Source organism: Caballeronia sp. TF1N1, from assembly GCF_022878925.1.
GTDB lineage: Bacteria > Pseudomonadota > Gammaproteobacteria > Burkholderiales > Burkholderiaceae > Caballeronia.
On the sequence record NZ_CP084628.1, the window covers coordinates 755,073 to 779,190 of the forward strand.

Consider the following 24,118-nt stretch of genomic DNA (forward strand, 5'->3'; position numbering starts at 1 on the left):
GCTTTGACGCAGCAATACGGTTCCTTGGGAAGGACCGATGGGCTTAACGCGCCATCATCAGCATGTGGACGTTATGCATAACCCATACCGTTCCGACGACAACGACGAGCGACATCAGAATCGTATAGGCGAACGACAAGGCGTGCCAGCGCTGCCCCTTCGATGCGTTCACGTGCAGGAAGAAAACCACGTGGACGACCATCTGCACGGCGGCCAGCACTGCAAGCACCGTGATCGCGCGCTCGCCGCTGAACGTGCCCGACATCACGAGCCAGAACGACGCCAAGGTCAGCACAACCGCCAGCACGAAGCCGATCAGATAGCCACGCACGCTGACATGCGGGATATCGCCATGTGTTGAATGCGTATGTGCCATTAGACGAGGCTCGCAAGGTAGACGAAGGAGAACACGCAAATCCAGACGATGTCCAGGAAGTGCCAGAAAAGGCTCAGACAGGCGAGCCGGCGAAGTTCGCGTTCGCCCATGCCCGGCTTGGCGATCATCTGCACCGCAAGCACGATCAGCCAGATCATGCCGAGGGTGACGTGCAGACCATGCGTGCCGACGAGCGTGAAGAACGACGACCAGAACGCGCTGCGCTGAGGGCTGGCGCCTTCGGCGATCAGATGCGCGAACTCGTGCAGTTCCAGCCACAGGAAGCCCGCGCCCAGCAGAAACGTGACGATGAGCCACGCGAGCACGGCGCCCGTCTTCTTGCGTTGCGCAAAGATCATCGCAAAGCCGAACGTCAGACTGCTCGTGAGCAGCAGCGCGGTTTCGATCGCGACATCGTTGAGATTGAAGAGATCCTTTGCCGTCGGGCCGCCCGCGAACTGATGCCCCATCATCGCGAAGGTCGCGAAAAGGGAGGCGAACAGCACGCAGTCGGTCATCAGGTAGGCCCAGAAGCCGAACACGGAATGCGACGAGTGTTCGTGCTCATGGTCATGCGCGTGATGCGCGGATAGTGTCGATTGCGACATTTACAGCACCTCCAGTTCCAGGTCGCGCGCGACGCCGGTCTTTGCAGGCGACTTCGGCGGACGGTTCCGCTCTTCGGTCGCCTTGACGGTCGCGGCGGGGATCATGTAGCCAGCGTTCGCACGGAAGCTGTAGCCGATGACGGTCGCGGCAATGCCGACCAGACCGACGATAGCCATCCACCAGATATGCCAAATGGCGGCAAAGCCGAGCACCAGCGCGAACACGCCGACGACAAGACCCGCGCTCGTGTTCGACGGCATGTGGATGGCGCGGTACGGTCCCTGATCGGCCATGCTGCGGCCGGTTTCCTTCATGTGGGCGAACTCGTCGAGTTCACGCACGGCTGGAATATGCGCGAAGTTGTAGACCGGCGGCGGCGAGCTGATCGCCCATTCGAGCGTGCGGCCGTTCCACGGGTCGCCCGTGACATCGCGATACGCCGGCTGGTTGCGGCGAATCACGCTGACTACGATCTGCGCGACCTGGAAGGCCACGCCCAACGCGATGATGCCGACGCCCGCAGCCGCGACCATCAGATACGGCTGCCATGCGGGGTTGTCGTAGTGGTTGATACGGCGCGTCATGCCCATGAAGCCGAGGATGTAGATGGGCACGAACGCCACGAAGAAGCCTACGAACCAGCAAATGAAGGCGTTGCGGCCGAGCTTTTCGTCCAGCTTGAAGCCGAACACTTTCGGCCACCAGTACTGCACGCCGGCAAAGTAGCCGAACACCACGCCGCCGATGATCGCGTTATGGAAGTGCGCGATCAGGAAGAGGCTGTTGTGCAGCACGAAGTCCGCGCCGGGAATGGCCAGCATGACGCCCGTCATGCCGCCGAGCGTGAACGTGATGATGAAGCCGATGGTCCACAACACGGGCGTTGTGAACTGGATGCGGCCACGGTACATCGTGAACAGCCAGTTGAAGATCTTCACGCCGGTCGGGATGGAGATGATCATCGTCATGATGCCGAAGAAGGCATTGACGTTGGCGCCCGAACCCATGGTGAAGAAGTGGTGCAGCCACACGAGGAACGACAGCACCATGATGCAGCACGTCGCGTAGACCATCGTCTTGTAGCCGAACAGCGGCTTCTTCGAGAACGTCGAGACCACTTCCGAATAAATGCCGAAAGCCGGCAGAATCAGAATGTAGACCTCGGGGTGACCCCAAGCCCAGATCAGGTTCAGATACACCATCGGGTTGCCGCCGCCGTCGTTCGTGAAGAAGTGCATGCCGAGGTAGCGGTCGAGACCGAGCAGCGCGAGCGCGACGGTCAGGATCGGGAACGTCGCCATGATCAGCACGTTCGAGCAGAACGCCGTCCATGTGAACACGGGCAGCTTCATCCACGTCATGCCGGGTGCGCGCATCTTCACGATGGTGACGAAGAAGTTCACGCCCGTCAGCAACGTGCCGACGCCGGAAATCTGCAAGGCCCAGATGTAGTAATCGACCCCGACGCCCGGACTGAATTGCGTCTCGGAGAGCGGCGGATACGCGAGCCAGCCCGTCTTCGAAAACTCGCCGATGAAGAGCGAGAGATTGATCAGGACGGCGGCCACGGCCGTCATCCAGAACGACAGCGAGTTGATGAACGGAAACGCCACGTCGCGCGCGCCGATCTGCAAAGGCACCACGAGGTTGAAGAATGCGACCAGCAGCGCCATGGCCATGAAGAAGATCATGATGGTGCCGTGGGCCGAGAAAATCTGGTCGTAGTGATGCGGCGGGAAGATGCCGGGATTATTCAGCGCGATGGCTTGCTGCACGCGCATCATGATGGCGTCCGCGAAGCCGCGCACCAGCATGAGTCCCGCCACGACGAGATACATGACGCCAATGCGCTTGTGATCCGTCGACGTCAGGTACTCGTTCCAGAGCCAGGCCCATTTGCCGAATTTAGTGAGAAGGGCGGCCGCACCGATCACCATGATCGCCATGAGGACCGTCGCCCCCATGATGATGGGTTCGTGGTACGGGATCGCCTCGAGCGTTAATTTGCCAAACATGGCTTACCCCTTGGTTACGCAGTTTTCGCCGTTGACATCGAAACGGCCGTTGTTGTACTTGCCGACGATGTTGTTGAAGAGCTTGGGATCGACGGTGGAAAAGTACTTCACCGGATCTTTCTCGCTCGGTTTCGCGACGCCGGCGTAGACGTCCATGTCCAGACGCGCGGGCGCGGTCTTGACCTTCTTCTGCCATGCATCGAAATCGGCGGAAGACATGGCGAGCGCACGGAACTTCATGTCGGAGAAGCCTTGACCGCTGTAGTTCGCGGAGATGCCCGCATAGTCGCCCACGTGATCCGCTTGCAGATGCAGCTTCGTCTGCATGCCGGCCATTGCGTAGATCTGGCCGCCGAGTTGCGGGATGAAGAACGAGTTCATCACCGAATCCGACGTGATGCGGAAGTTCACCGGCGTGCCAACGGGAATGGCCAACTGGTTCACCGACGCAATGCCGAGATCCGGATAGATGAAGAGCCACTTCCAGTCGAGCGCGACGACTTCTACGTTGATCGGCTTGACATCCGATTGAAGCGGCTTGTACGGATCGAGTTCATGCGTGGTTTTCCACGTCAGAATGCCGAGGTACAGGATGATGACAGCGGGAATCGCCCAGACGACGATTTCGATTGCCGTGGAGTGCGTCCATTTGGGCGCGTAGGTAGCGTTCTTATTCGACGCGCGATAGCGCCACGCGAAGAACAGGGTCATCAAAATGACCGGGATGACGACGAGAAGCATGGTGTAAGTCGAAAGAGCGATCAACGAAGCTTCCGCTTTGCCGATGCTGCCCTTCGAGTCCAACACTTCCAGCTTGCATCCCGAGAGACAGAGACTGGCCACCCCCGCTAACAGTGGCGCTGCTAAACGTTTGGTTTTCTCATTCATTGCATTCGCTGGTTTCTTTGATCGAAGCGTTCTGGAAGAACGCCGTGCACGGCGTTGCGCCGCGCCACGATGATGCCATGCAGCATTGAGCACGAAAACGCTAATCTATGGAAAAGCGTTTCATTTGAAGTGCGTGCGACGCTGTGTCACGCGAACGCTTATTGCCCGCTTAATTTGTGACGAATTTATATGTCTTGAAGGCTTGATTTTTCGCAAGCGAAGCGCTTATTTTAGCGGCTTTTATTGTTTTGGAGCGGTCTTGTCCAAGGCCTAAGCAAAACGAATTAACTAGACGGTGTGCCATGCTGACAGACGACTGGCAATCGTGTGTCAAATCATGTTGCAAGAGGTGATGGTGCCGGTTGGGATGAGTAGAAAAGCGGTCTCGCAAGACGCGCAACCTCGCGCATACCCGATCCAAAGAAAGGCCTCGTGTGACATTCGTCAATATCAGCGCGTGACATGCGATTGTCGAGCGAGAAAGCTGCCCATACCATCGGGTGCAAGCGCAGGTGGAATCGAATCACGCAGCGCATTTTATTCGGGCAGTCCAATCATGAATCGACATCAAGCTGAAAACGGCGCGTCGCGCGCTTCCTCACATTTGTTTGCACCGCTCGTCATTCGCGGTCGCACGCTCTTGCCTATCGTGCAGGGCGGCATGGGCGTTGGGGTGTCGGCGCATCGGCTGGCGGGCAGCGTCGCGAGAGAGGGCGCGCTCGGCACGATTGCGAGCATCGACCTGCGGCATCATCATGAGGATCTGCTCGCGATGTGCCGCACCGATCCGTCGCGCGATACGCTCGAACGCGTCAATCTCATCGCGCTGGAACGCGAGATTCAGGCCGCGCGTGAACTGTCGCAAGGGCGCGGCATGATCGCAGTCAACGTCATGAAAGCCGTGCGCGCGCACGCCGACTACGTGCGCGTCGCGTGCGAGCAAGGCGCGGGCGCAATCGTCATGGGCGCGGGCTTGCCGCTCGACCTGCCCGATCTCACGCAAGGCCACGACATTGCGCTCATTCCCATACTTTCGGACAGTCGCGGCGTCGCGCTCGTGCTGAAGAAGTGGATGAAGAAAGGCCGCCTGCCCGACGCGATCGTGATCGAACATCCCGCGCATGCGGGCGGACATCTCGGCGTCAACGACGTCGCCGACATGCACAACGAGCGCTTCGGCTTCGAACGTGTACTCGGCGAACTGCAGACCGTGTTCGAATCGCTCGGGCTGAACCGAGGCGAAGTGCCGGTGATCGTCGCGGGCGGCATCAACAGTCATGAAGCGGTGAGCAAGTGGCTGGCGGCGGGCGCGAATGGCGTGCAGATTGGAACGCCCTTTGCCGTCACCAAGGAAGGCGACGCGCATCCCGAGTTCAAGCGCGTGCTCACCGAAGCGACGCCGGAAGACATCGTGGAGTTCATCAGCGTGACGGGGTTGCCCGCGCGTGCGGTCAAGACGCCGTGGCTCATGCGCTATTTGCGCAACGAGGAGCGCATCCGCATGAAGATCGGCGCGCGCGAGCAGACGTGTCCGTCGGCGCTCGAATGTTTGAGCGCATGCGGTTTGCGTGATGGCATCGAGAAGTTCGGGCACTTCTGTATCGATACCCGGCTTGCGGCGGCTTTGCGTGGCGATGTCAACAACGGCCTCTTCTTCCGTGGACGTGAAACCTTGCCATTCGGTCCGGCCATTCGCAGCGTGCGCGACTTGATCGAGCTTCTTCTGACCGGAGCGACGAAGCCGGTTCTGAGCCTCCGATAAATTCCGCCGAAACGATGTTCTTCGCGCCGCGCAACGAAGGTCGGCCCTGCTCCTATTGATGCGCGCGAGGCTTTCGACCTAACCTGCGTGACCATTGCAACAGGAGCATGTCGACCATGGCGAAGCGATTTCCCCTTCACCCCAGCCACCCGGAGCGTAACTGCTGGGGCTGCGACCACTACTGCTCCGAGAAAGCGATGCGCTGCGGCAATGGCTCGAATCGCACGCAGCATCCGGCGGAATTGCTCGGAGAAGACTGGTACGAGTTCGGCGATTGGGATCTCTGCGTGCTCGAAAACGCTACTTCCGTCGCGCCATCCGCCAAGTAACGCGTTCTCGAAATAGATCAATCGACGCGGCGACCAGCGCTTTAGAACTAATCCGAACCTCAGGCGCAGGCTGCATCCCTAGAATTCGGGCATCTCATAAACACAGCGATGCCCGACATGTCCACGAAGCTCGAATTCGAATCTCCCGAAGGCCGTCTTTCCCTGTCTATCGACGATGTCGAATTCATGGCTTACGGTGCCGGTGAACTCGCCATGCGCTCGATGCGCGAGCTCGTCGAACGCATGCGCCGCATGGGGCTTGGCGCAATTGCCGAAGCACATGCACGCGTGCAGGCGCAGAGCAAGGTGACGATCATGGAATTGCGCGAGATGCGCGAGGACGCGGAAGCTATCCTTCTGCTGGGAAGCCAGGGCGAGACGATAGACGACACCATCACGCCGCGGCTCGACGCATTGCGTCAAACGATCGCGCAGACGCAGGTGGACATGCGTGCAAGCGTGGACCGTCTCGCGGCGCTCGCCGTCTCGTGCCACGAAGCGCTGATGCGTATTCCCGGCTATCGTCCGCCCTCGGGACCGCGCGGCTGAGCCGATCTTATCGAAAGTCTGTCGCGGAACTCAACTGCCTGAATACTTCCGCAACAGCGCATTCACGTCGATGCGCTGACCTTGCAGCAGCATGATGCGCGCATGCAGCACGAGGTTTTCGAGCACGAGCAGCGCGGTGGTGAGCATGTAGGTGAGGCTGACATCGCCGGGATTGAGGCCGCTGTCTTGCAGACCGCGATGCCGTTCCAGAAGCGAAGTCAACACGAGACGGCGCAGTTCCGGTTCGCCGAACGGCAGGTCGCCGTAATCGACCGGATCTTCTTGTTCCAGTTCTTCGAGCAGGCCGGCCAATTCGTTGATGGTCACTTCCATGGCTTCTCCGACGTCGACTTGCGTGAGCGGTGAGCTAGCAGTTCCATGGTGCCACGTCCGGCCAGAAAACAAAACAGCCTCGGCGTACACTCGAAACGATCAGTTCCAACGCAACGACGCAGCGCCAGAAAAGGAGCCGAATGGCAAAGCCCGCGCCCGAACCGTGGTATCGGCCGTTACCGGAAGAAACGTGCGCGCTATGCGGGCGGCCCGTGCCCGCGTCCGAGCGCGACCTGCATCATCTCGTGCCGAAGTCGCAGGGCGGACGGCAGACAGCGGTGCTGCATCGCATCTGTCATCGGCAACTGCATGCGCTCTTTACCGAGAAGGAACTCGCGCAACGATTCGCCACCATCGACGCGCTCATGCAGGACGAAGCAGTGCGCAGCTTCGTCGACTGGGTGCGCACCAAGCCGAATAGTTTTTATCAGCGCACCCGACGCTCGGCGCGCAAGCGGTGACGCGGACCGCGTCTGCGTCATTGCGCCATCGAGACATCCGCGCGCAGCGCCGACATCCCGAAGCGCTGCATGATGTAACTCTCGACGACGAGTTGCAGGTCGCGCTCGCGCGGCCGCGTGCCCCAGCGGCTGTTCCCGGCCACCGATGCGATGGTGAACCACGAATGCGGCGGAAATAGTTCCACGCGCAATAGCCCGCGCTCCAGTATTCTCAACCGCCCCGTGTCGACGTGAAACTCGGCGCTTATCGTGCCGCTCTGCGTGTCGATGCTCGCTGTTACCGCCTTCGAATTCATGGTCTCGCTCTCGTGTGATATCGATTCGATGCCGGCGCCCCGACGCCAGCTACTCCGTTGCGTTCGGAAGCGCCCCGCACGTTCCTTGGCTTCCGCGCTTACCCAAACCTTAGATCTGCAACTTTTGCACGCATAGTCCCGCTTGCGCGGGGAGACGGACGGGGGAGGTCCCCATCGGTCGTGCAGAAAGATGCTTATAGGCATACAGTACTGAAGTTGCGATTTGCCGCCGAAACATCGGCGCGATCGGCAAGATCACCGCAACACGTGTGCGACAGCGCGGCGAACGTTCGTTGTCGCACATAAAAAAACGATGCGCGCTCTCGCGCGCACTTCCGTTTCGACCGTGTCCCTGAGGTGTCGCAAGGACGCGGTTCCTGTCATAAGCCTGAAACTCAAGAGGGAAAACAATCATGCGCAAGGCGTATTCCTATGCAGCATCCGCCGCCGACAAACCGCTCGGCCCGCTTGAAATCGAGCGTCGCGATGTCGGCCCGAACGATGTCCGCATCGACGTGCTGTTTTGCGGCGTCTGCCACTCGGACCTGCACATGGCGCGCAACGAGTGGGGCGGCACGAACTATCCGGTCGTGCCGGGCCATGAGATTGTCGGGCGCGTGGCGGAGGTCGGCGCCGAGGTGACGAAGTTCAAGGTGGGCGATCTGGCGGGCGTCGGCTGCATGGTCGATTCTTGCCGCGTGTGCCCGTCTTGCAAGGAAGGCGAGGAGCAGTTCTGCGAGAGCCCGGAAAGCTTCGTGCAGACGTACAACTCGCCCGACAAGAAGTCGGGCGGCGTGACGTACGGCGGCTATTCGACCTCGATGGTCGTCGACGAAGCCTTCACGTTGAAGGTGCCCGACAACCTCGACCCGGCGGCCGTCGCACCGTTGCTGTGCGCGGGCATCACCACGTACTCGCCGTTACGTCACTGGAACGTGCAGCCGGGCGACAAGGTGGGCGTCGTCGGACTGGGCGGCTTGGGCCATATGGGCGTGAAGCTGGCGGCGGCGATGGGCGCGCATGTCGTCTTGTTCACGACATCACCGGGCAAGATCGAGGATGCGAAGCGTCTCGGCGCGAACGAGGTGGTGATCTCGAAAGACCCGGAGCAGATGGCGGCGCACGCCAACAGCTTCGATTTCATTTTGAACACGGTGGCGGCATCGCACGATCTCGACCAGTTCATGGTCTTGCTCAAGCGTGATGGCACGATGACGCTGGTTGGCGTGCCGGAGCATCCGCATCCTTCGCCGGCTGTGTTCAACCTGATCTTCAAGCGCCGGTCGATTGCGGGTTCGCTGATCGGCGGTATTGCGGAGACGCAGGAGATGCTGGATTTCTGCGGCAAGCACGGGATCACGTCCGACATCGAGATGATTCGCATGGATCAGATCAACGACGCCTACGAGCGTATGTTGAAGAGCGATGTGAAGTATCGGTTCGTGGTGGATATGGGGACGTTGGCGCAGTAGGGGAGTTATTTGGTGAGGTAACGGAGAGCCCGCGTGAGCGGGCTTGTTCCGTGGTGTTTAGCGACCTTCGCGAACGCGACGTTCCAGGCGGAATACGCCCGGCGGAACGAAGTACGTGCCAAAGCGCACGAGCCCTGTCTTTTTCAAATGACAAGTCATTTCGAAGCTTACCTGCAAGCCGGGATCGTCGTTTTGCAAGATGCCGATATCGATAGAACGAATCCGCGGCTCATACTTCAAAAGCGTTGCTTCCATTTGCTGCTTGAGCGCGTGTGACGAGCCGGGCAACTCCTTATAAACATTGGTCAGATCCGGCAGACCGTAGTCTGGTAGATGCTTCAGTGCGCCCGCACGCGTATTGAGAATACGCCGCACGTTTTGCTGCACGCTCAAGGCTTCGAGCGTGCGGTCGTCGAAATGGTCGATCGACTCCCCGTCAATCTGACCGAGGAGCATGTCGTAGAGCGATGGGCCGGCCGCCATGACGCAGCGCTCAGCCGTGTGCAGCGACAACTTCGCCGCGATCGACGAATTCAATCGTCAGATTGCCTTCTTCCGAACTTGCAAGGCGAACCTCGGCCGGCGTCGTGCCGGTGGCCATACGTGTCAGAAGTTCGCGCGAAACGGTCGGCAGGATGCGCTGATCGAGGAACGTGTCGACATTGCGCGCGCCGGATTCGCGGGCGAGGCACAGTTCTGCGAGCGAGGCGATGAGCGTGTCGTCGCAGACGAGATTGACGTCATGCTGCTTTTGCAAGCGGTCCGAAATCTTGCCGAGTTTCAGCCGAACGATCTGCGCCAGAGCGTCGGCGGCCAATGGCCGGTAGACGAGCGTCTGGAAGCGCGCGAGCAAAGCCGGTTGAAAATGCTTGACGAGCGGCTCGTGGATCGCATCGAGGAGCGCCGCCTGGGCAATGTCCGGATATTCCGTCGTCACTTCGTCGATCTGCGCGCTGCCAAGATTCGACGTCATCAAAATCACGCAGTTGCGGAAGTCGATTTCGCGACCTTCGCCATCGCGCATGGTGCCGCGGTCGAACACCTGATAGAAGATATCGAGCACGTCGCGATGCGCCTTCTCCACTTCATCGAGCAATACGACGCTATAAGGGCGTTGCCGCACCGCTTCGGTCAGAATACCGCCGCGTCCGTAACCGACGTAACCTGGTGGCGAACCCTTCAGCTGCGAGACCGTGTGCGCCTCCTGATACTCCGACATATTGATCGTCGTAAGGGCGGCCTCGCCGCCAAAGAGGACATCGGCAAGCGCGAGCGCGGTTTCGGTCTTGCCGACACCCGAAGGTCCTGTCAGCAGGAACACGCCGAGCGGCGCGTGCTCGCTCTTGAGTCCCGCCTTCGCCGTGCGCAGGCTTTGCGCGAGTGTGCCGAGCGCGTCGTTTTGCGCAACCACGCGTGCGGCCATGCGCTCCTCCAGCGCGAGCAGGCTCAGAAGCTCGTCTTCGACCAGACTGCCCACCGGCACGCCTGTCCACTCCGCGACGACGCGGGCAATGGCTTGGGCGTCGACATCGGCGAAGATGAGCGGAGTCTTGCCTTGCGCGTCGGCGAGCGCGTGGCGGGCTTGCGACAAGGCATCGGCATGCGGCTTAGTGCTGCCGTCGCCCCGCTGTTCCAGTAGACTCTGCACGAGCGTCAGTTCTCGTTCATAACGCGCTTGCAGGTCACTCGCTTCTTGCTTCGCGTGCATGATCGATACATCGAGTGCCGCGCGACGGGCCGCCACGTCGGCAACGCCGGCGCGCTCGTCGGCATCGAGCGTCGCGCACTCGAGTTCCAGCGCAGCCACTGCCGCTCGCGCGCGTTGCAGTTCGGCTGGCGGCGAATCGAGTCCCATGCGAACCCGTGCCGCTGCGGTGTCGATGAGATCGACGGCCTTGTCCGGCAACTGCCGCGACGGAATGTAACGGCGCGACAGCTTGACGGCGGCGACGAGTGCCTCGTCGCGAATATGCACGTGGTGATGCCGTGCGTAACGCGTGGCAAGGCCGCGCAACATGAGACATGCGGCATCGTCGCCGGGTTCTTCGACCTTGACGAGCTGGAAGCGCCTTTCGAGCGCTGCATCGCGTTCGAAATACTCCTTGTATTCGGCCCAGGTCGTTGCTGCAATCGTGCGCAGTTCGCCACGCGCGAGCGCCGGCTTGAGCAGGTTCGCGGCGTCCGATCCACCTGCTGACTTGCCCGCGCCGATCAATGTATGCGCTTCATCGATGAACAGTAGAACCGGCGTGCTCGATGCGCGCACTTCGTCGATCACGTTCTTCAGACGCTGCTCGAATTCGCCCTTCACGCCAGCGCCCGCCTGCAGCAGGCCGAGGTCGAGCGTGAGAATGCGTACGTCGCGCAGGATTGCGGGCAAGCTGCCGTCGATGACACGCAGGGCCAGCCCTTCGACAATCGCGGTCTTGCCTACGCCCGGATCGCCGACGAGGATCGGGTTGTTCTTGCGACGGCGCACGAGCACGTCGATCATTTGTTGAATCTCGCGATCCCGTCCGAACACGGGGTCGATCTCGCCACGGCGGGCCTTTTCTGTCAGATCGATAGCAAAGCGCGCAAGGGCTTCGCCTTCGGTCGAGCGTGGCGGCGCGGGTGTAGCAGATGACGTATTTTCTTCGGATGCCGATGCTGCCTGTTCGCGCGCCTCGTCTTCCGCTTCCGGTTCGTCGACGCGGTTTTCGCACGACAAACGGCCAAGACGCGGCAGCAACCCCTCGATCTGCATGCTGGACAGCGACAGCAGCGGCCAAGCGTCTTTCGTACGCAGCACGTGCGGCGCGTCGATGATCGCCCGCAGCAAGTGCGCCGAGCGAATCTTGCCGTCGATATCCTCGCGTGATGCCAAGGTCCACGCGTCTTGCAGCACGCTCGCGAGCTGAATTGAAATCGAAGGCATGCCCCGCAGATTGCGTGGCAGCCGATCGATGGCTGCGAGCAGTGCGTTCCACACCGCGTCGACATCGATATCGTAGTGTTTGAGGATCGCCGGAATGTCCCCGTCATCGGCCTCGATCAGCTTCAAAAGCCAGTGCTCGACCGTGATTTCGTCGGATAGACGCGTTTGGCAAAGGCTCGCGGCCGCTTCAAGCGTACGTGAGCAGTGCGGGTTGAGCCGGCGAAGCAATTGCGTGGAATCTCGGGATGTCATAACGGGAAAGCGAAGAAAACCGAAGGAGGCGAAATATGAAAAATCGCCGGCCCATTCGATATGGACCGGCGACGGACCCGATCAGCGGATCAGATCCGTTTGCAACTCAAGCGCCTGAATTACGAGCGCTCGTTCCACGTGTCAGCGTGAATGATGTTGCCGTCCTTGTACGCCCACGTGATTTTCTCGTAGCGCAGTTCCACCTGTTCGAGGTGGTTGTGCTTTTCGTAGTCGGGAACCTTGATGTCGTGCATCTTCGGTCGCACAGCGACGACCTTGACGTTCTCGAGCTTGGTGTTGAAGTATTCCTTCTCCTTGCCCGCGTCGTCGATCTTGTACCACTTCATCTCGACCGACTTCAGCGTCTGACCGCTCGTCACAGCCTTGTACAGATAAGGCGTCGACGCGTCCGTTTCCTTCGTGAAGGTGATCGGCGCGTGCACGCGCGTGCCGGTCAGCTTGCCGGTGTTGCCGTCGGTCGGGATGTGGATGCCGTGATCGAAAGCGACGACTTCGACGCTGCCTTCACGATCTTGCACGGTAACGGAACCCTTGATGTCGGCGCCACCGTCATCCTTGAGCCACATGTATGCGGGAATTGCCATTTACTGCTCCTTCTTAGTACAACAAAACGTGCTCGGGAGAGCATTCTCCCGGGCCTCAAGATCCCAAGGCCGTAGCCCCGGGGATTCTAAAATCTACTTGTTCGTATCAGGCACAAGCGTAATTTCCACGCGTCGATTCTTCGCACGCCCTTCTGGCGTGTTGTTATCGGCAATCGGGCGCGTGTCGCCGTATCCTTGCGTAGCGAACTGCGTGGCGGAGATACCCGACGCGTCGATTAACCAGTCACGTAACGCCGCTGCACGCGCCATGGAAAGTGTCAGGTTGCTGCGCGGATTGCCTGCGTTATCCGTGTGTCCCGCGACCAGAATACGCTTGTCCAGATGCGCCTTGATCATCTCGACGGCGTCGATCAATGCCCGATTCGAACCAGGCTTAAGCATTGCCTTGCCGCTATCGAACAACGACATACTGTCGAGTGTCACGACCGCAGGCGGCGGTTCAGGTGGCTGATATGCGGCGATCGCGGTATTGAGCGAAGGCATGAGCGGCGCACCGTGATATTCGCCGAGCGACAGCCGAAATGGGACACCCGAACGCCCGTAACGATCGAGTTCGTCACGATCCGCGATAAGCGCGTGCAGCGCGTCGCGGCGACCGGCATCGTGCTCGGGCGCGATGCCCGCATAGCGCTCCATATGTCCGCCGATACGTGTCAGCAACGCGGCGTTGTTCCGGCCTGCGCCCCAAAATGCGGCGGCCAGCGCGAGCGCGCACATTGCGCCGACATGCGCGAGTGCTACGTGCCGCGGCGACGCTCTCACGCGCTGCGACATAGCCGCGATCAACGGCTGTGGCAGAGGCCACGGCGCAGGCGAGCCCGCGACGACCGCCGGTATAACGCGCGTCTGCATCTGGACGTCGCGCTCCCACGGTTTATCGGCATTGCTTGCGGGGCCGCAGTCGATCCACCCGGCGCCGTGAAGCGCCCATGGGGCTGCCGGCTGACGGGAATCGGCTAGTGTGTCGAATATCACGCGCTGGGTCCATCCGATAATCGAAGCCAGTCCGGCAACGCTTGCGGCAGCATATGGGTCTGTTGCGTGCCGGCGTGCATCCGTTTCGGAACTCTCGATTACCGCATCGAAGCGCTTCATGTCGGTGAGCGGCGTTCCGCTTGAGATCCCGTGCCACTGCGCGGCGTCGAGCGCATCGGTCGGCGCGTTTCTGACCAGCCGTTGATACACGGCGACATAGCCGGGCAACGGTGCACCGATCATGCGAGAGGCATCGGCGACTGCCTGACGGACGATCCGCAGCGACTGTGACAGCGCGTCAGCGTCGGCATGCAGCGCAGGCGCCACGCTCAGCACGACGCCGTCAGGTGCGTGACCGTCGCGCCATTGCCGCATGGCGAGCGCGAGGCGCGGCAGATCCTGGATACGATCCGCACGTACCCAGATGGCTCCCTCTCCGACATGAACAAGACGTTCCCTGCTGCTCTCATGATTGAAGATCGATGGCAGGGCGTCACCCGTCACCAGGACGAGCGGCATGCGCGTGCGAAGCCTGACTGGTACCTCCGCCGTGGCGGAGCCAAGCGCCGTCAAAACGTGTTCGCTGGCCTGACGCGCACGTGTCTGTTGATGCGTGCGCAAACCGATGGCGAGTAATGCCGCCAGCACGACGACGGCAGTCAATGGCCAGGCGAGCGTCGTCGTCACCGGCATGACGAGCCAAAGCACGGCGAGCATCAGCGCTGCGGCGATACCGACTACTGTGCGAAAGGGATACCCCAGCCGTTGCATTGAATTCACCGCTTGATGCCCGACGGAATCGTGCTAACCAGTTGAGCATCGAGCGCCACGTGCCACGCAAACCAGACAGCCAGCGCGACTACGGCGCACAATCCGGCAATACCCCAAGGCGACAGGCGCTGAAACCAGCTACCGAGGCGGCGTCCGCCATGTTCGATCAGAAACACAGGCTGTTGAGACGGGCGTAACTGCTCAATTTGCGCATTAAGGCTAGTAATGAGCGCGTTGCGTTTTGTCTCGTCCTCTAACGCATAACGACCCCGAAAGCCAAGACCAAGGATTGCTGCATAGCATTCGAGCAAGTCGATACTCGGCGCCGCTTCGCGCATGCGAATTGCCATTCGCTCGAATACGTATTCGCCAGCGTTATGGTGCTGTAGACGCTCGACTTGAATAGGCTCCGCGATCCATTTGTTCTTATTCACAGGATCGAGATGACGCAAGGCGGTTTCGTCAAGCAGTGCGCAAAGCGCGACGATTGCGTCGTCGCCTACGTCGTGCGAATACCCATGCTGCGTAAGCGCCGTCTCAAACGCTTCGACAAGTTCCTTGCAACGGTGGCGCAGCACGTCGAAGTCACTGGCTTTGCCACCCGCTGACAGTGTGGTAACGAGAAGAGCGGACGCGCGTAGGAGGCCTGTCAGACCCGCAGCCGGCTCGATGGTCGGCTTCGTCGACCGAAGCAACGTGTCGCCGCGCGCCGGCGAAAAAGTAAGCGTCGTCATGCGCGTAGCACCGCGTAGAGTTCAAGCGCCGCATCCGGCACGGATGAGGGCAAGTAGATCTGGCACGCGCGGGCAGCCAGCAATCGGGCGTGCGCGGGGCTCGCGGCGTCCAGCGCGAAATAGTGATTGTCGAGGCGGACCGGAATAGCCGACGGCACCCGTTGCACAGGCTTGAGTGCGATGCCCGCAAGCGCGGAATTGACGATGTGTTCGACATCGTCGGGCGCGCCGATCTTGCACAAGCGCGGAATGCGTTCGACGAGTTCGAACGCCGGGAGCGATGAGTTTACGGACAGATACCAGTCCGCTGCATCCGATGCGATACGTTCGTCCAGAATCTTGCCTGACCATGTCGTCGCATTGTCACGAGCTAGTCCGATCGACACCACGCGCGACGGGATGATTGCATCGAGCAATTGGCGAATCAACGCTTCCAGTTCCGTGAAGACTTCATCGGCGCGTGCGTGATCGTAGAGAGGGATGTCGGTAAGCTGAGATCCGGTCGAAAACGTCATCAGCGCGCTCGCTAGTTCGGCGATGATCGCGTACAGCCGCTCAGGAGGCTGATTTGGATTCGATGCAAGAAAGCGCAGCTTCGGCCACGCTGCATGTATGCAATGCAGTAGCCAGAAGAGCTGTACGTCGGCCACGCCGTATTCCGTCACCTGATCGACCCGCTCACTACGACGCGCACCGAGTGCGAGACTTTTTGCCAGCAGAATGTCGGTTAGACGATTGATGCGCTCCATGTGCAGAGCATGAGCGCCCAACGTCAGACACGGTGGCACGTATTGCGAGACTAGCTGGAACTGTCCGCTGGTTGAACGCGACAGGCGTGCGATGGCGCATACCGTGTCGTCGGCGTGTGGTTCGAAGTCGAACAGCAGCCTAAGGGCATGGCGTTCGGCCGCGATCTCCGCTTCATCCGAGCCATTGAGATCGACGACTTTCACGAACTCACGATAGGAGCGGCGCGGACGAGTCAACGCTGTCTCATCCATGCGACAGTTGCTGCCGTTTGCATTGGGAAGCGCGAGCGCGGCCAGCACAGTAACGCTTTGCCGATTAGCACCGACGCCTTCGAGCAGATCGCGCGCCGGAGGCAGCGCCTGAGCAAGCGTCGTGTCGATGGGAGTGCCATCCGGAAAACGCAACTTGAGTCGAGTCAGTTTGAATCGCCCGGACGCGAGCGCGTCTTCATCTACCTCGACGGCCAGGGTGCCCCATGGTTGAGCCAGCGCGGCCGTCGCGACTTGCCTCAAGGCGAACTCGTTCCAACGGTCCTGTTGCTGAAAATGCTGTTGCGTGAGGATCAGGCCTTCATGCCAAAGCGGTTTTTCGATCCGCATGTCTTTCTTCTCTAGCTATTGTTGCCATCAGTTGAGAATTCTATCTCTCACCACTTAGTTCGTATAGCTGATAACTAAAACGAAGCGACGAATCATATCTGCTAACGAGGACATTCTGTGTACCGTTTCGCCGGAGACGCGAAACATTTATTTCGAGATATGAAGCGCGTCCAGTGCGCGACGTGGAAATTGTCAAATGGTGTTGCATTTGAGTTGAGGGACCGACGAATCTCAGCTTCCGTCGATTTACACGAGTAGTACTAAGTCTTTGAAGGGACAAAGATTAAGGCCTTGCATAAAGCTTCGTTGCCTAACTATTAGTCACGCCGTACGATCATTGGCAGTTGATGTGGAACCTGTTCTAATAGTGCCCCAATGAGAATCACAATCAAGTGAACAGATCCATGAGCGTGCTCGAGAGTCGCGCCTTCAAGTAGTGCGGCTCGTTGTCGCAACGAATCTTCTTCGAGAGGTTCCTGCGTGTTCGCAGATCGAGTGGCGCTTATGGCTAATCAATAAGGACTATTTATGGACAGCTTCCAGCGCGAAATCCCGAAGAGCCGGGTTTCGATCACCCTCGACCTGCATACCGGCGGCGCGCAAAAGAAAATTGAGTTGCCGCTGAAGCTACTCGTTGCAGGCGATTTCAGCGCGGGACGAGAGCAAGCGCCGCTCGCCGAACGAAAGAAAGTCAACATCGACAAGAACAACTTCGACGCGGTGCTTGCTGATTACGCGCCAGACCTAAAGTTCGGTGCGGACAATACGCTCGCGAACGACGGCTCTGAGTTGCCGGTGAACCTGTCGTTCCGTTCGATGAAGGACTTCGAGCCGGAACAGGTGGCGCGTCAGATTCCGGAACTTCAGGCACTTCTGGCCGTGCGCAATTTGCTGCGCGATCTGAAGTCGAATTTGTTGGACAACAGCACCTTCCGCCGCGAGTTCGAAAAGATTCTGAAGAACAAGGAAATGTCGGACAAGCTGCGCGGCGAACTATCGCAAATCGCCACGGCTGCCACGCAGCCCGAAGGCAACGCTTAACGCGCCCTCGGCACCTCTCGAAAAGCACCGTAGACAGGACAAGAAAATGAGCAAGAATCCCGCACGCCAGAGCGCCGCGGCAGAGACCGTCGTGCTTGACGCACCTCGTGATGCGCAAGGCGGTAGCGTCTATGCATCGCTTTGCGACAAGATCAATCTTACGCCGGTTGCGCAGGCTCGGCCGCTGGAAGCGTTTCGTGACAACGACACATTGTCGGAAGCGTCTGCCGACGAACGTCTCGCACGCGGCATGAGCGCGTTCCTCGAACTCGTGGCGCAAAGCAGCAAGCCGGTGGATCGCCTGGACAAGTCGCTGCTAGATTTCTTCATCGGTCAGCTCGACCGTCAGATCAGCAAGCAACTCGACGCAGTGATGCACAACCCCGAGTTCCAGGCGCTCGAAGGCCGTTGGCGCGGTCTGAAGATGCTCGTTAGCCGAACGGACTTTCGGAAGAATGCCCGTATCGAGGTGCTGGACGTGTCGAAGGACGCGCTTAGCCGCGACTTCGAGGACGCGCCGGAGCTGATCCAGAGCGGCCTGTATCGACTGACGTACATCGAAGAATACGACACGCCGGGTGGCCAGCCTATCAGCGCGATGGTCAGCGACTTCGAATTCGCCAACTCGCCGGTGGACGTTGCGCTTCTGCGCAATATCTCGAAGGTCGCGGCAGCGGCTCATATGCCTTTCATCGGCTCGGTTGGCGCGCAGTTCTTCGGCAAGAAGTCGATGGAAGAAGTCGCGGCTATCCAGGACATCGGAAACTTCTTTGATCGCGCTGAATACGTGAAATGGAAGAGCTTCCGCGACACCGATGACTCGCGCTATGTGGGTCTGGTCATGCCGCGCGTGCTTGGCCGTTTGCCGTACGGCAAGGACACCACGCCCGTCCGCGCATTCAACTATGAAGAGCAGGTCAAGGGTCCTGACCATGACCGTTATCTGTGGGTGAATGCGTCGTTTGCGTTTGCGGCGAACATGACGCGTAGCTTCGTGAACAACGGTTGGTGTGTGCAGATTCGTGGACCGCAAGCGGGCGGAAAGGTGGAAGATCTGCCGGTTCACCTGTATGACCTTGGCACCGGTGTGCAGCCGAAGATCCCGACCGAAGTGCTGATTCCCGAAACGCGCGAATTCGAATTTGCCAACCTCGGGTTCATTCCCTTGTCGTTCTATAAGAACCACGACTTTGCGTGCTTCTTCTCGGCTAACTCGGCACAGAAGCCGGCGCTGTACGAAACAAAGGAAGCCACCGCGAATAGTCGCATTAACTCGCGTCTGCCATACATCTTCCTGCTCTCGCGGATTGCGCATTATCTGAAGCTGATTCAGCGCGAAAACATCGGTACGACCAAGGATCGTCGTCTTCTTGAGCTCGAGCTGAACAACTGGATCAAGAGTCTCGTCACCGAAATGAAGGACCCCGGCGACGAGTTGCAAGCGTCGCATCCGTTGCGCGAGGCGAAGGTGATGGTCGAGGATATCGAAGACAATCCCGGCTTCTTCCGCATCAAGCTCTTTATCGTGCCGCACTTCCAGGTGGAGGGCATGGATATTGGGTTGTCGCTGGTTTCGCAGATGCCTAAGGCGAAGAGTTGACAGTCGTTTCCGCGCGGTAATTTCCTGTGTGGTCCTCCGGGGTTCTCATAGTTGAGCGCCCCGGCGTTGTTTTATGGCGTAGTTGGAATAGAGCGATGGGTGCCCCGCAGCAGCAACTATTCAATATCAGTCACCACGCCAATCCGTAACATCGCAGTGTGGTTTGCCGGGCCCATTCGAAAGGCAATCGGACGTCGGTGTCGCAGTCGAATACATGTTTTGAATTTGGAGAACGCTGAACAATGTCGATGGTGTTGCCAAGTCAAGCGTATAGCTTGAGCCTAAAGCCGGAACCTGGTCCAAATGCTGTCCTTAAATTCAGTGGACGCGCTGCTATCAGTCAGCTATACGAGTATTGGATCGATTTCACCAGCCCGCTTGCCGACATCCCAATGAATCAGGTGGTCGGCCGCCCGGCGACGTTCACGATTGAACCGATCGATCCGAACTGGGCATATCTTGAAAAAATGTTTGGCGACAGGGCGAAAGACTTCAGCACGATGCCCAAGCCATATTTGACGCACGGGATCATCACGTGTTTCGAGGTACTCGGTACATCTGCCGACGAAACACATTACCGGGTCAAGCTCGAGCCTAGGATTTCAGATCTGGCACGTGTCCGAAAAAGCCGGCTGTTCCAAAAGCAATCCGTGGTCGAAATTATCACGGATACGCTGCGTCACTATGGCTATCGTCTGGGTGTGGACTTCGATTTCAAAGGACTGCGTGGCAAGTACAAGCGCCACGAGTACATCACTCAATATCACGAGACCACTTTCGCATTTATCCAAAGGCTTTGTGCTGAGGAAGGTCTATGGTTCAGATTCGAGCAGAAGCATGATCGCGCCGTAATCATTTTCGGTGACGATCTGGATGGCTACGCGCGCAAACAACGGATTGTGCCATTTCGTGCGCACTCGGGCTTGGAAAGCGCGGGCGCGGAGTCCGTCCGGTCACTGCGTACGATTACGCGGCGTGTGCCCGAAGCGATTCAACTGAACGACTACAACCATCGGCAGGCGGACGTGTCGCTGCTAGTGGAGACCAATGCTGCATTGGGTGATAAAAGCACCAACGGGGTGGATTCCACCTGGGGCGAACATTACGAAACCATCGAAGAGGGCCAAGAAGTCGCGCGCCGGCGGCATGAAGAACACCTGGCTATGCAAGTTAGCTATCGAGGGCGGGGTAATCCGTTCTCGCTCGAAGCGGGCGAGGTGACCCGGTTGGACGTGAACCCGCAAGACGCGCCGCATGGGCTTTTCATCACTTCAGTTCGTTGCGGCGGCGGGCGGAGAACTTCGTACTGGTGTGCCTTTCGGGCGATTCCAGCGGATCGCAAGTGGCGTACAAGTATCGACTCGGTTGTTCGGCCGAAAATCGAAGGCATCTTGCCGGCGCGGATCGATTCGCCAGGGAAATATAAGTATAGCTATCTAACTGAAACGGGGCTGTATGTCACCAAGATGCCGTTCGATCTGGACGAATGGAGTCCGGGTGGGCGCAGCCGTGCGATCCGTATGGCGAAGCCCTACGCAGGGGCGGATTACGGGCACCACTTTCCATTGATCGACGGGACGGAGGTAGCGCTTATTTTCACGGCGCAAGATCCGAACAGGCCAATCATCGTTGGAGCTTTACACGACAGTCTGAATCCCGATCCCGTCAACAACCTCAACAATACTCGAAATCTTATTCGCACCGCTGCGCAGAACGAACTGCGCATGGAGGATAAAGAAGGTTTCGAGCATATCCACCTGACCACGCCTTTTCAGACCAGCGAACTGAATCTGGGGCATATGGTCGATGGCAATCGCAAGGAGAGAGGCAGAGGCGCGGAATTGCGCAGCGACGAACGCGTGGCGGTCAGGGGCGGTAAGGGCGTACTGATCACCGCCGAGGCAAAGCCGGGCGCTTTGGGTAAGCAACTCGACGCTCCAGACGCCATGAAGCAGTTACAGGCAGCGCTAGATCAAGCCACCTCGTTATCCGCGATCGCGCAAGCCGCCCAGGCGGAGCTCGCCGATGTCAAGGCACAGCAAGTGCGCCTTTTGAATGACTATGCTGAACTGAAGAAAGCTGTCGTGCTCGTCAGCGCACCGGACGGAATCGTATCGGCAACGCCGGCTGATATTCAATTCTCCAGCGGCAGACATATCAGCGCGACAACGGGTGGTAACGCTGAGTTCAGCGTGACCGAGAAGTTCACAGTGGCAGCAGGCAAAGCCATATCACTGCTGGCGCACAAGCTCGGGCTGAAATTTTTCGCGGTTAAAGGACCGGTTCAGATTCAGGCTCAAGCAGGGCCGATCGAATTGACTGCAAACGGCGACGTTTTGATCAAGGGAAAGCGCCTACTGTTCGCGGCCCAGGAAGACGTGCTCATCTCTAATGGCGGTGGGGCGTTCTTCAAGCTTTCCGGCAGTCAGCCGCAAGTCGGCGGTACTAGCAATTTTCTAGTCAAGACGCCTTCTATCTCAAAGGCTGGTTCCGAGACCGCATCGGCTGCGATGCCGTCGTTTGCAAGTGGTTCTTTCGCGCGCAAGTTTTTTCTTCATCCCGAGGGCGACCCGGAAACACCGCTTGGACATCATCGTTTTCGCGTTCATCTACCGGATGGATCGGTTACCGAAGGAGTTACGGACGCGAACGGCACGAGTCAATTGTTCAACCGCGACGATGTCGAGAATTTGAGTATTGAAGTGTTGGGTGCTAGCCATGAGTGATACGTCGAATAACCAAAGTCAGATCGGCCTGCGTAACGCGAGCCACGGCCAGCAAGCCATGCCGATGCCGTCAGGCAGCGGCGCCATGCTCACCTGCAAGGTGCCTGCCAAACGGCCGATGCCTTGCATTGTCATCGTGATTCATGGAGTGAACGATGACGGTCAGTGCATGCCGTTAGTCGACAAACATATCTGTGCGGGTTTAAACAAACGGCTGGGACGAGACGATCTCACACCTCATAAATGGGGAACGTGGACCGAGGGCTCCGAAAACAACCTTCCGCAACTCACGCCCGGAGCGCTTCCGTCATCGCCTTGTATTCTGGAAGAGGGGCGTTCGCCGGTCATTCCGTTCCATTGGGGTTACCGGGCGGTCGATAAGAAGCTTTATCAGGAAGATCAGCGTCGTTATAAGGCTCAATTAGATGCTAAAAATAGCAATCCTGATCTACCTTATGACGCGTACTATATCGACCGCCGCGACGATCCTGCGGCTGGTTACGCTTGCCGCGACAACTTTGAGAACTGGCTGAGCGAAAGCTATTCGAAGGACGGCGGCCCATTCCCGAATGCAACGACCAATCTGGTTGACATGTGGGGACCCGGTGTAGGGGGGCGTCTGTATAACGTGGGCGCGGCCGCCGCGAGGTTGGGTGTGGGCTCGGAGGCGCGACTCTATAAGAATCCGCACCGCATTTACTATGTGCACGCGGCACGCCGGTTGGCGGATCTTATTTTGGAAGTTAGACGGCATCCGCTTGCTGCAAATGATGCGATCAATATCATTGCGCACAGTCAGGGTACCGAGATTACGATGCTCGCTAATTTTATGGTGAGGGAAGCGGGATTGCGTCCAGTAGATAACGTGATTCTTTGCGATTCACCCTATGCCTTGGATCCGACCACTATCGAGTTGGAATACCCAGGCCGGCATCAATCGCGGGACGCGCGTGTGCAAACCCTTTCGAATTTCTCGAAGATGTTGCAGGTTGCGCGTAGGCCAGTGGACACTGCGCGAGTTGTCAGTACGGGTGTTGCTAACGCCGCGGCGTGGTCGAAAACGGCGCATGCACGGGATAACTTCGGTAGCGTATTCAATTACTTCTGTCCTCAAGATACTGTCGTGAGTCTGCCTAACATCCAGGGAATGGGATGGCAAGGCGTGGAAGATTCAGCGGCGAAAGCCGTCGGCCCAAACTTTCTCCAGCGCGTGTTCTCCGACGGGCATATCGTAGGCACAGCTCCCGAAAAATTTACTGTGCCACATGGAAAATTCCCTATTCCAAGCGATGAAGGCAAGCGAACGATCAACGGACCGCCCATTCCGGAGCCGTACAAGTTCTTCATACTCACAGGAACAGATCGCCTAGGAGAACATCTCGCGGGCACGGCGTTGGCGGCCGAGGGGGCGAAGACGGTCAGGAAAGTGGTGGACTCGATAACCGGTGTCGAGAGTGACCCGTTGGCTAATCAGGCGCCTTCCAACGTCGTTCAAGCTAGCGTTGTCAACTCTGCCTTACAAGCACGTGGCTACCCATTTCAGGTCACGCGGGCATGGCAGGTTCGCGGCAGTTCCAATCTTCTCATGGTGGATCGCTTCGAGACAAAGGCCGAAGGGCTTTCGAGACTGGCGCAACGACGGGGCGAATGGTCGCAGCATTCCGCCATCACGCTGAATCATGAGACGATTGAAAAATGCATGGCCTACGACATTGCGGTCGGACTGAGCGTGGCCTTTGACGACGAAAAATTTTGGTGGAGACTCTTACGGCGAGCCGATTGGCGGCATCCGAATAATCCTGATTCAAATGCGAAGCAGTATTTCGCAAGCGGGGTCCTGCCTCCAGATATCAAGCAGGAAATGAACAAACCAAACCTACCTTCTGGACTTGTGAGTCGATACGCCCCACCCGCGAAGGCAGATGTCTTGGCATTTCCGGTTGTAACCAGCATGCTCAATATCTACGACGACCTTACCACGCCGACAGGTGGAACGGGACAATGGCCTTTGCCCGCTCCCAAGCTGGAGGGCTGACA

The 24,118-nt window shown here is 58.9% G+C and carries 21 protein-coding genes; 9 read left to right on the top strand and 12 right to left on the bottom strand.

What is annotated here, in order from left to right:
- Nucleotides 1-43: 43 nt before the first annotated feature.
- The 4 genes from cyoD to cyoA are packed head-to-tail and all read right to left on the bottom strand — an operon-like array spanning nucleotide 44 to nucleotide 3,888.
- Entirely contained in the window at nucleotides 44-376 is a 333-nt protein-coding gene (cyoD, locus tag LDZ28_RS24165) for a cytochrome o ubiquinol oxidase subunit IV (RefSeq protein WP_244829915.1), read from the bottom strand.
- On the bottom strand, nucleotides 376-984 hold the full coding sequence (cyoC, locus tag LDZ28_RS24170) for a cytochrome o ubiquinol oxidase subunit III (RefSeq protein WP_244829916.1): 609 nt from the start codon (nucleotides 982-984) through the stop codon (nucleotides 376-378). Before cyoC ends, cyoD begins: the two co-directional genes overlap by 1 nt.
- Nucleotides 985-3,000: a cytochrome o ubiquinol oxidase subunit I gene (gene cyoB / locus LDZ28_RS24175; protein WP_244829917.1), complete on the bottom strand. Its 2,016-nt coding sequence runs from the start codon at nucleotides 2,998-3,000 to the stop codon at nucleotides 985-987.
- A gap of 3 nt (nucleotides 3,001-3,003) precedes the next feature.
- Nucleotides 3,004-3,888 (bottom strand): ubiquinol oxidase subunit II, encoded by an 885-nt coding sequence (cyoA, locus tag LDZ28_RS24180; RefSeq protein ID WP_244829918.1) that lies wholly within the window; start codon nucleotides 3,886-3,888, stop codon nucleotides 3,004-3,006.
- A 556-nt stretch (nucleotides 3,889-4,444) separates the two neighbouring features.
- Here cyoA and LDZ28_RS24185 point away from each other — a divergent pair.
- The 3 genes from LDZ28_RS24185 (at nucleotide 4,445) to LDZ28_RS24195 (ending at nucleotide 6,528) form a co-directional block, all read left to right on the top strand.
- Nucleotides 4,445-5,650, top strand: a complete 1,206-nt coding sequence (locus LDZ28_RS24185; protein WP_244829919.1) for a nitronate monooxygenase family protein — start codon at nucleotides 4,445-4,447, stop codon at nucleotides 5,648-5,650.
- Nucleotides 5,651-5,766: 116 nt separating this feature from the next.
- Nucleotides 5,767-5,979, top strand: coding sequence for a DUF3079 domain-containing protein (locus LDZ28_RS24190; RefSeq protein ID WP_244829920.1), 213 nt, complete (start codon nucleotides 5,767-5,769; stop codon nucleotides 5,977-5,979).
- A gap of 117 nt (nucleotides 5,980-6,096) precedes the next feature.
- Nucleotides 6,097-6,528 (top strand): hypothetical protein, encoded by a 432-nt coding sequence (locus tag LDZ28_RS24195; protein ID WP_244829921.1) that lies wholly within the window; start codon nucleotides 6,097-6,099, stop codon nucleotides 6,526-6,528.
- 30 nt (nucleotides 6,529-6,558) lie between these two features.
- Here the strand turns inward: LDZ28_RS24195 and LDZ28_RS24200 are convergent, their stop codons facing one another.
- Entirely contained in the window at nucleotides 6,559-6,861 is a 303-nt protein-coding gene (locus tag LDZ28_RS24200; RefSeq protein ID WP_244829922.1) for a hypothetical protein, read from the bottom strand.
- Between the two features lie 140 nt (nucleotides 6,862-7,001).
- Between LDZ28_RS24200 and LDZ28_RS24205 the strand changes: the two genes are divergently transcribed.
- On the top strand, nucleotides 7,002-7,322 hold the full coding sequence (locus LDZ28_RS24205; RefSeq protein ID WP_244829923.1) for an HNH endonuclease: 321 nt from the start codon (nucleotides 7,002-7,004) through the stop codon (nucleotides 7,320-7,322).
- A gap of 17 nt (nucleotides 7,323-7,339) precedes the next feature.
- Here the strand turns inward: LDZ28_RS24205 and LDZ28_RS24210 are convergent, their stop codons facing one another.
- Nucleotides 7,340-7,618, bottom strand: a complete 279-nt coding sequence (locus tag LDZ28_RS24210; protein ID WP_244829924.1) for a hypothetical protein — start codon at nucleotides 7,616-7,618, stop codon at nucleotides 7,340-7,342.
- 413 nt (nucleotides 7,619-8,031) lie between these two features.
- Here LDZ28_RS24210 and LDZ28_RS24215 point away from each other — a divergent pair, with 413 nt between their 5' ends.
- Nucleotides 8,032-9,090: an NAD(P)-dependent alcohol dehydrogenase gene (locus LDZ28_RS24215; protein ID WP_244829925.1), complete on the top strand. Its 1,059-nt coding sequence runs from the start codon at nucleotides 8,032-8,034 to the stop codon at nucleotides 9,088-9,090.
- A gap of 57 nt (nucleotides 9,091-9,147) precedes the next feature.
- Here the strand turns inward: LDZ28_RS24215 and tssE are convergent, their stop codons facing one another.
- From tssE to tssK, 6 genes are all read right to left on the bottom strand, one after another.
- Nucleotides 9,148-9,573 (bottom strand): type VI secretion system baseplate subunit TssE, encoded by a 426-nt coding sequence (gene tssE / locus LDZ28_RS24220; protein WP_244831024.1) that lies wholly within the window; start codon nucleotides 9,571-9,573, stop codon nucleotides 9,148-9,150.
- A gap of 10 nt (nucleotides 9,574-9,583) precedes the next feature.
- The gene (gene tssH / locus LDZ28_RS24225) at nucleotides 9,584-12,259 is read right to left on the bottom strand and encodes a type VI secretion system ATPase TssH (RefSeq protein WP_244829926.1); all 2,676 of its coding nucleotides are present in this window, start codon (nucleotides 12,257-12,259) and stop codon (nucleotides 9,584-9,586) included.
- Nucleotides 12,260-12,378: 119 nt separating this feature from the next.
- Nucleotides 12,379-12,864: an Hcp family type VI secretion system effector gene (locus LDZ28_RS24230; RefSeq protein ID WP_244829927.1), complete on the bottom strand. Its 486-nt coding sequence runs from the start codon at nucleotides 12,862-12,864 to the stop codon at nucleotides 12,379-12,381.
- 93 nt (nucleotides 12,865-12,957) lie between these two features.
- Complete coding sequence (locus LDZ28_RS24235; RefSeq protein ID WP_244831025.1) at nucleotides 12,958-14,631, bottom strand: OmpA family protein; 1,674 nt, start codon at nucleotides 14,629-14,631, stop codon at nucleotides 12,958-12,960.
- Between the two features lie 5 nt (nucleotides 14,632-14,636).
- On the bottom strand, nucleotides 14,637-15,365 hold the full coding sequence (locus LDZ28_RS24240) for a DotU family type IV/VI secretion system protein (RefSeq protein ID WP_244829928.1): 729 nt from the start codon (nucleotides 15,363-15,365) through the stop codon (nucleotides 14,637-14,639).
- A complete protein-coding gene (gene tssK, locus LDZ28_RS24245; RefSeq protein WP_244829929.1) occupies nucleotides 15,362-16,714 on the bottom strand; it encodes a type VI secretion system baseplate subunit TssK in 1,353 nt (450 codons plus the stop codon). The genes LDZ28_RS24240 and tssK overlap by 4 nt, the downstream gene beginning before the upstream one ends.
- A gap of 528 nt (nucleotides 16,715-17,242) precedes the next feature.
- Between tssK and tssB the strand changes: the two genes are divergently transcribed.
- From tssB to LDZ28_RS24265, 4 genes are all read left to right on the top strand, one after another.
- The gene (gene tssB, locus LDZ28_RS24250) at nucleotides 17,243-17,755 is read left to right on the top strand and encodes a type VI secretion system contractile sheath small subunit (protein WP_244829930.1); all 513 of its coding nucleotides are present in this window, start codon (nucleotides 17,243-17,245) and stop codon (nucleotides 17,753-17,755) included.
- A 46-nt stretch (nucleotides 17,756-17,801) separates the two neighbouring features.
- The gene (gene tssC, locus LDZ28_RS24255) at nucleotides 17,802-19,355 is read left to right on the top strand and encodes a type VI secretion system contractile sheath large subunit (protein ID WP_244829931.1); all 1,554 of its coding nucleotides are present in this window, start codon (nucleotides 17,802-17,804) and stop codon (nucleotides 19,353-19,355) included.
- 242 nt (nucleotides 19,356-19,597) lie between these two features.
- On the top strand, nucleotides 19,598-22,081 hold the full coding sequence (locus tag LDZ28_RS24260; RefSeq protein WP_244829932.1) for a type VI secretion system Vgr family protein: 2,484 nt from the start codon (nucleotides 19,598-19,600) through the stop codon (nucleotides 22,079-22,081).
- Nucleotides 22,074-24,116: a DUF3274 domain-containing protein gene (locus tag LDZ28_RS24265; RefSeq protein ID WP_244829933.1), complete on the top strand. Its 2,043-nt coding sequence runs from the start codon at nucleotides 22,074-22,076 to the stop codon at nucleotides 24,114-24,116. The genes LDZ28_RS24260 and LDZ28_RS24265 overlap by 8 nt, the downstream gene beginning before the upstream one ends.
- The last annotated feature ends 2 nt before the right edge of the window (nucleotides 24,117-24,118 follow it).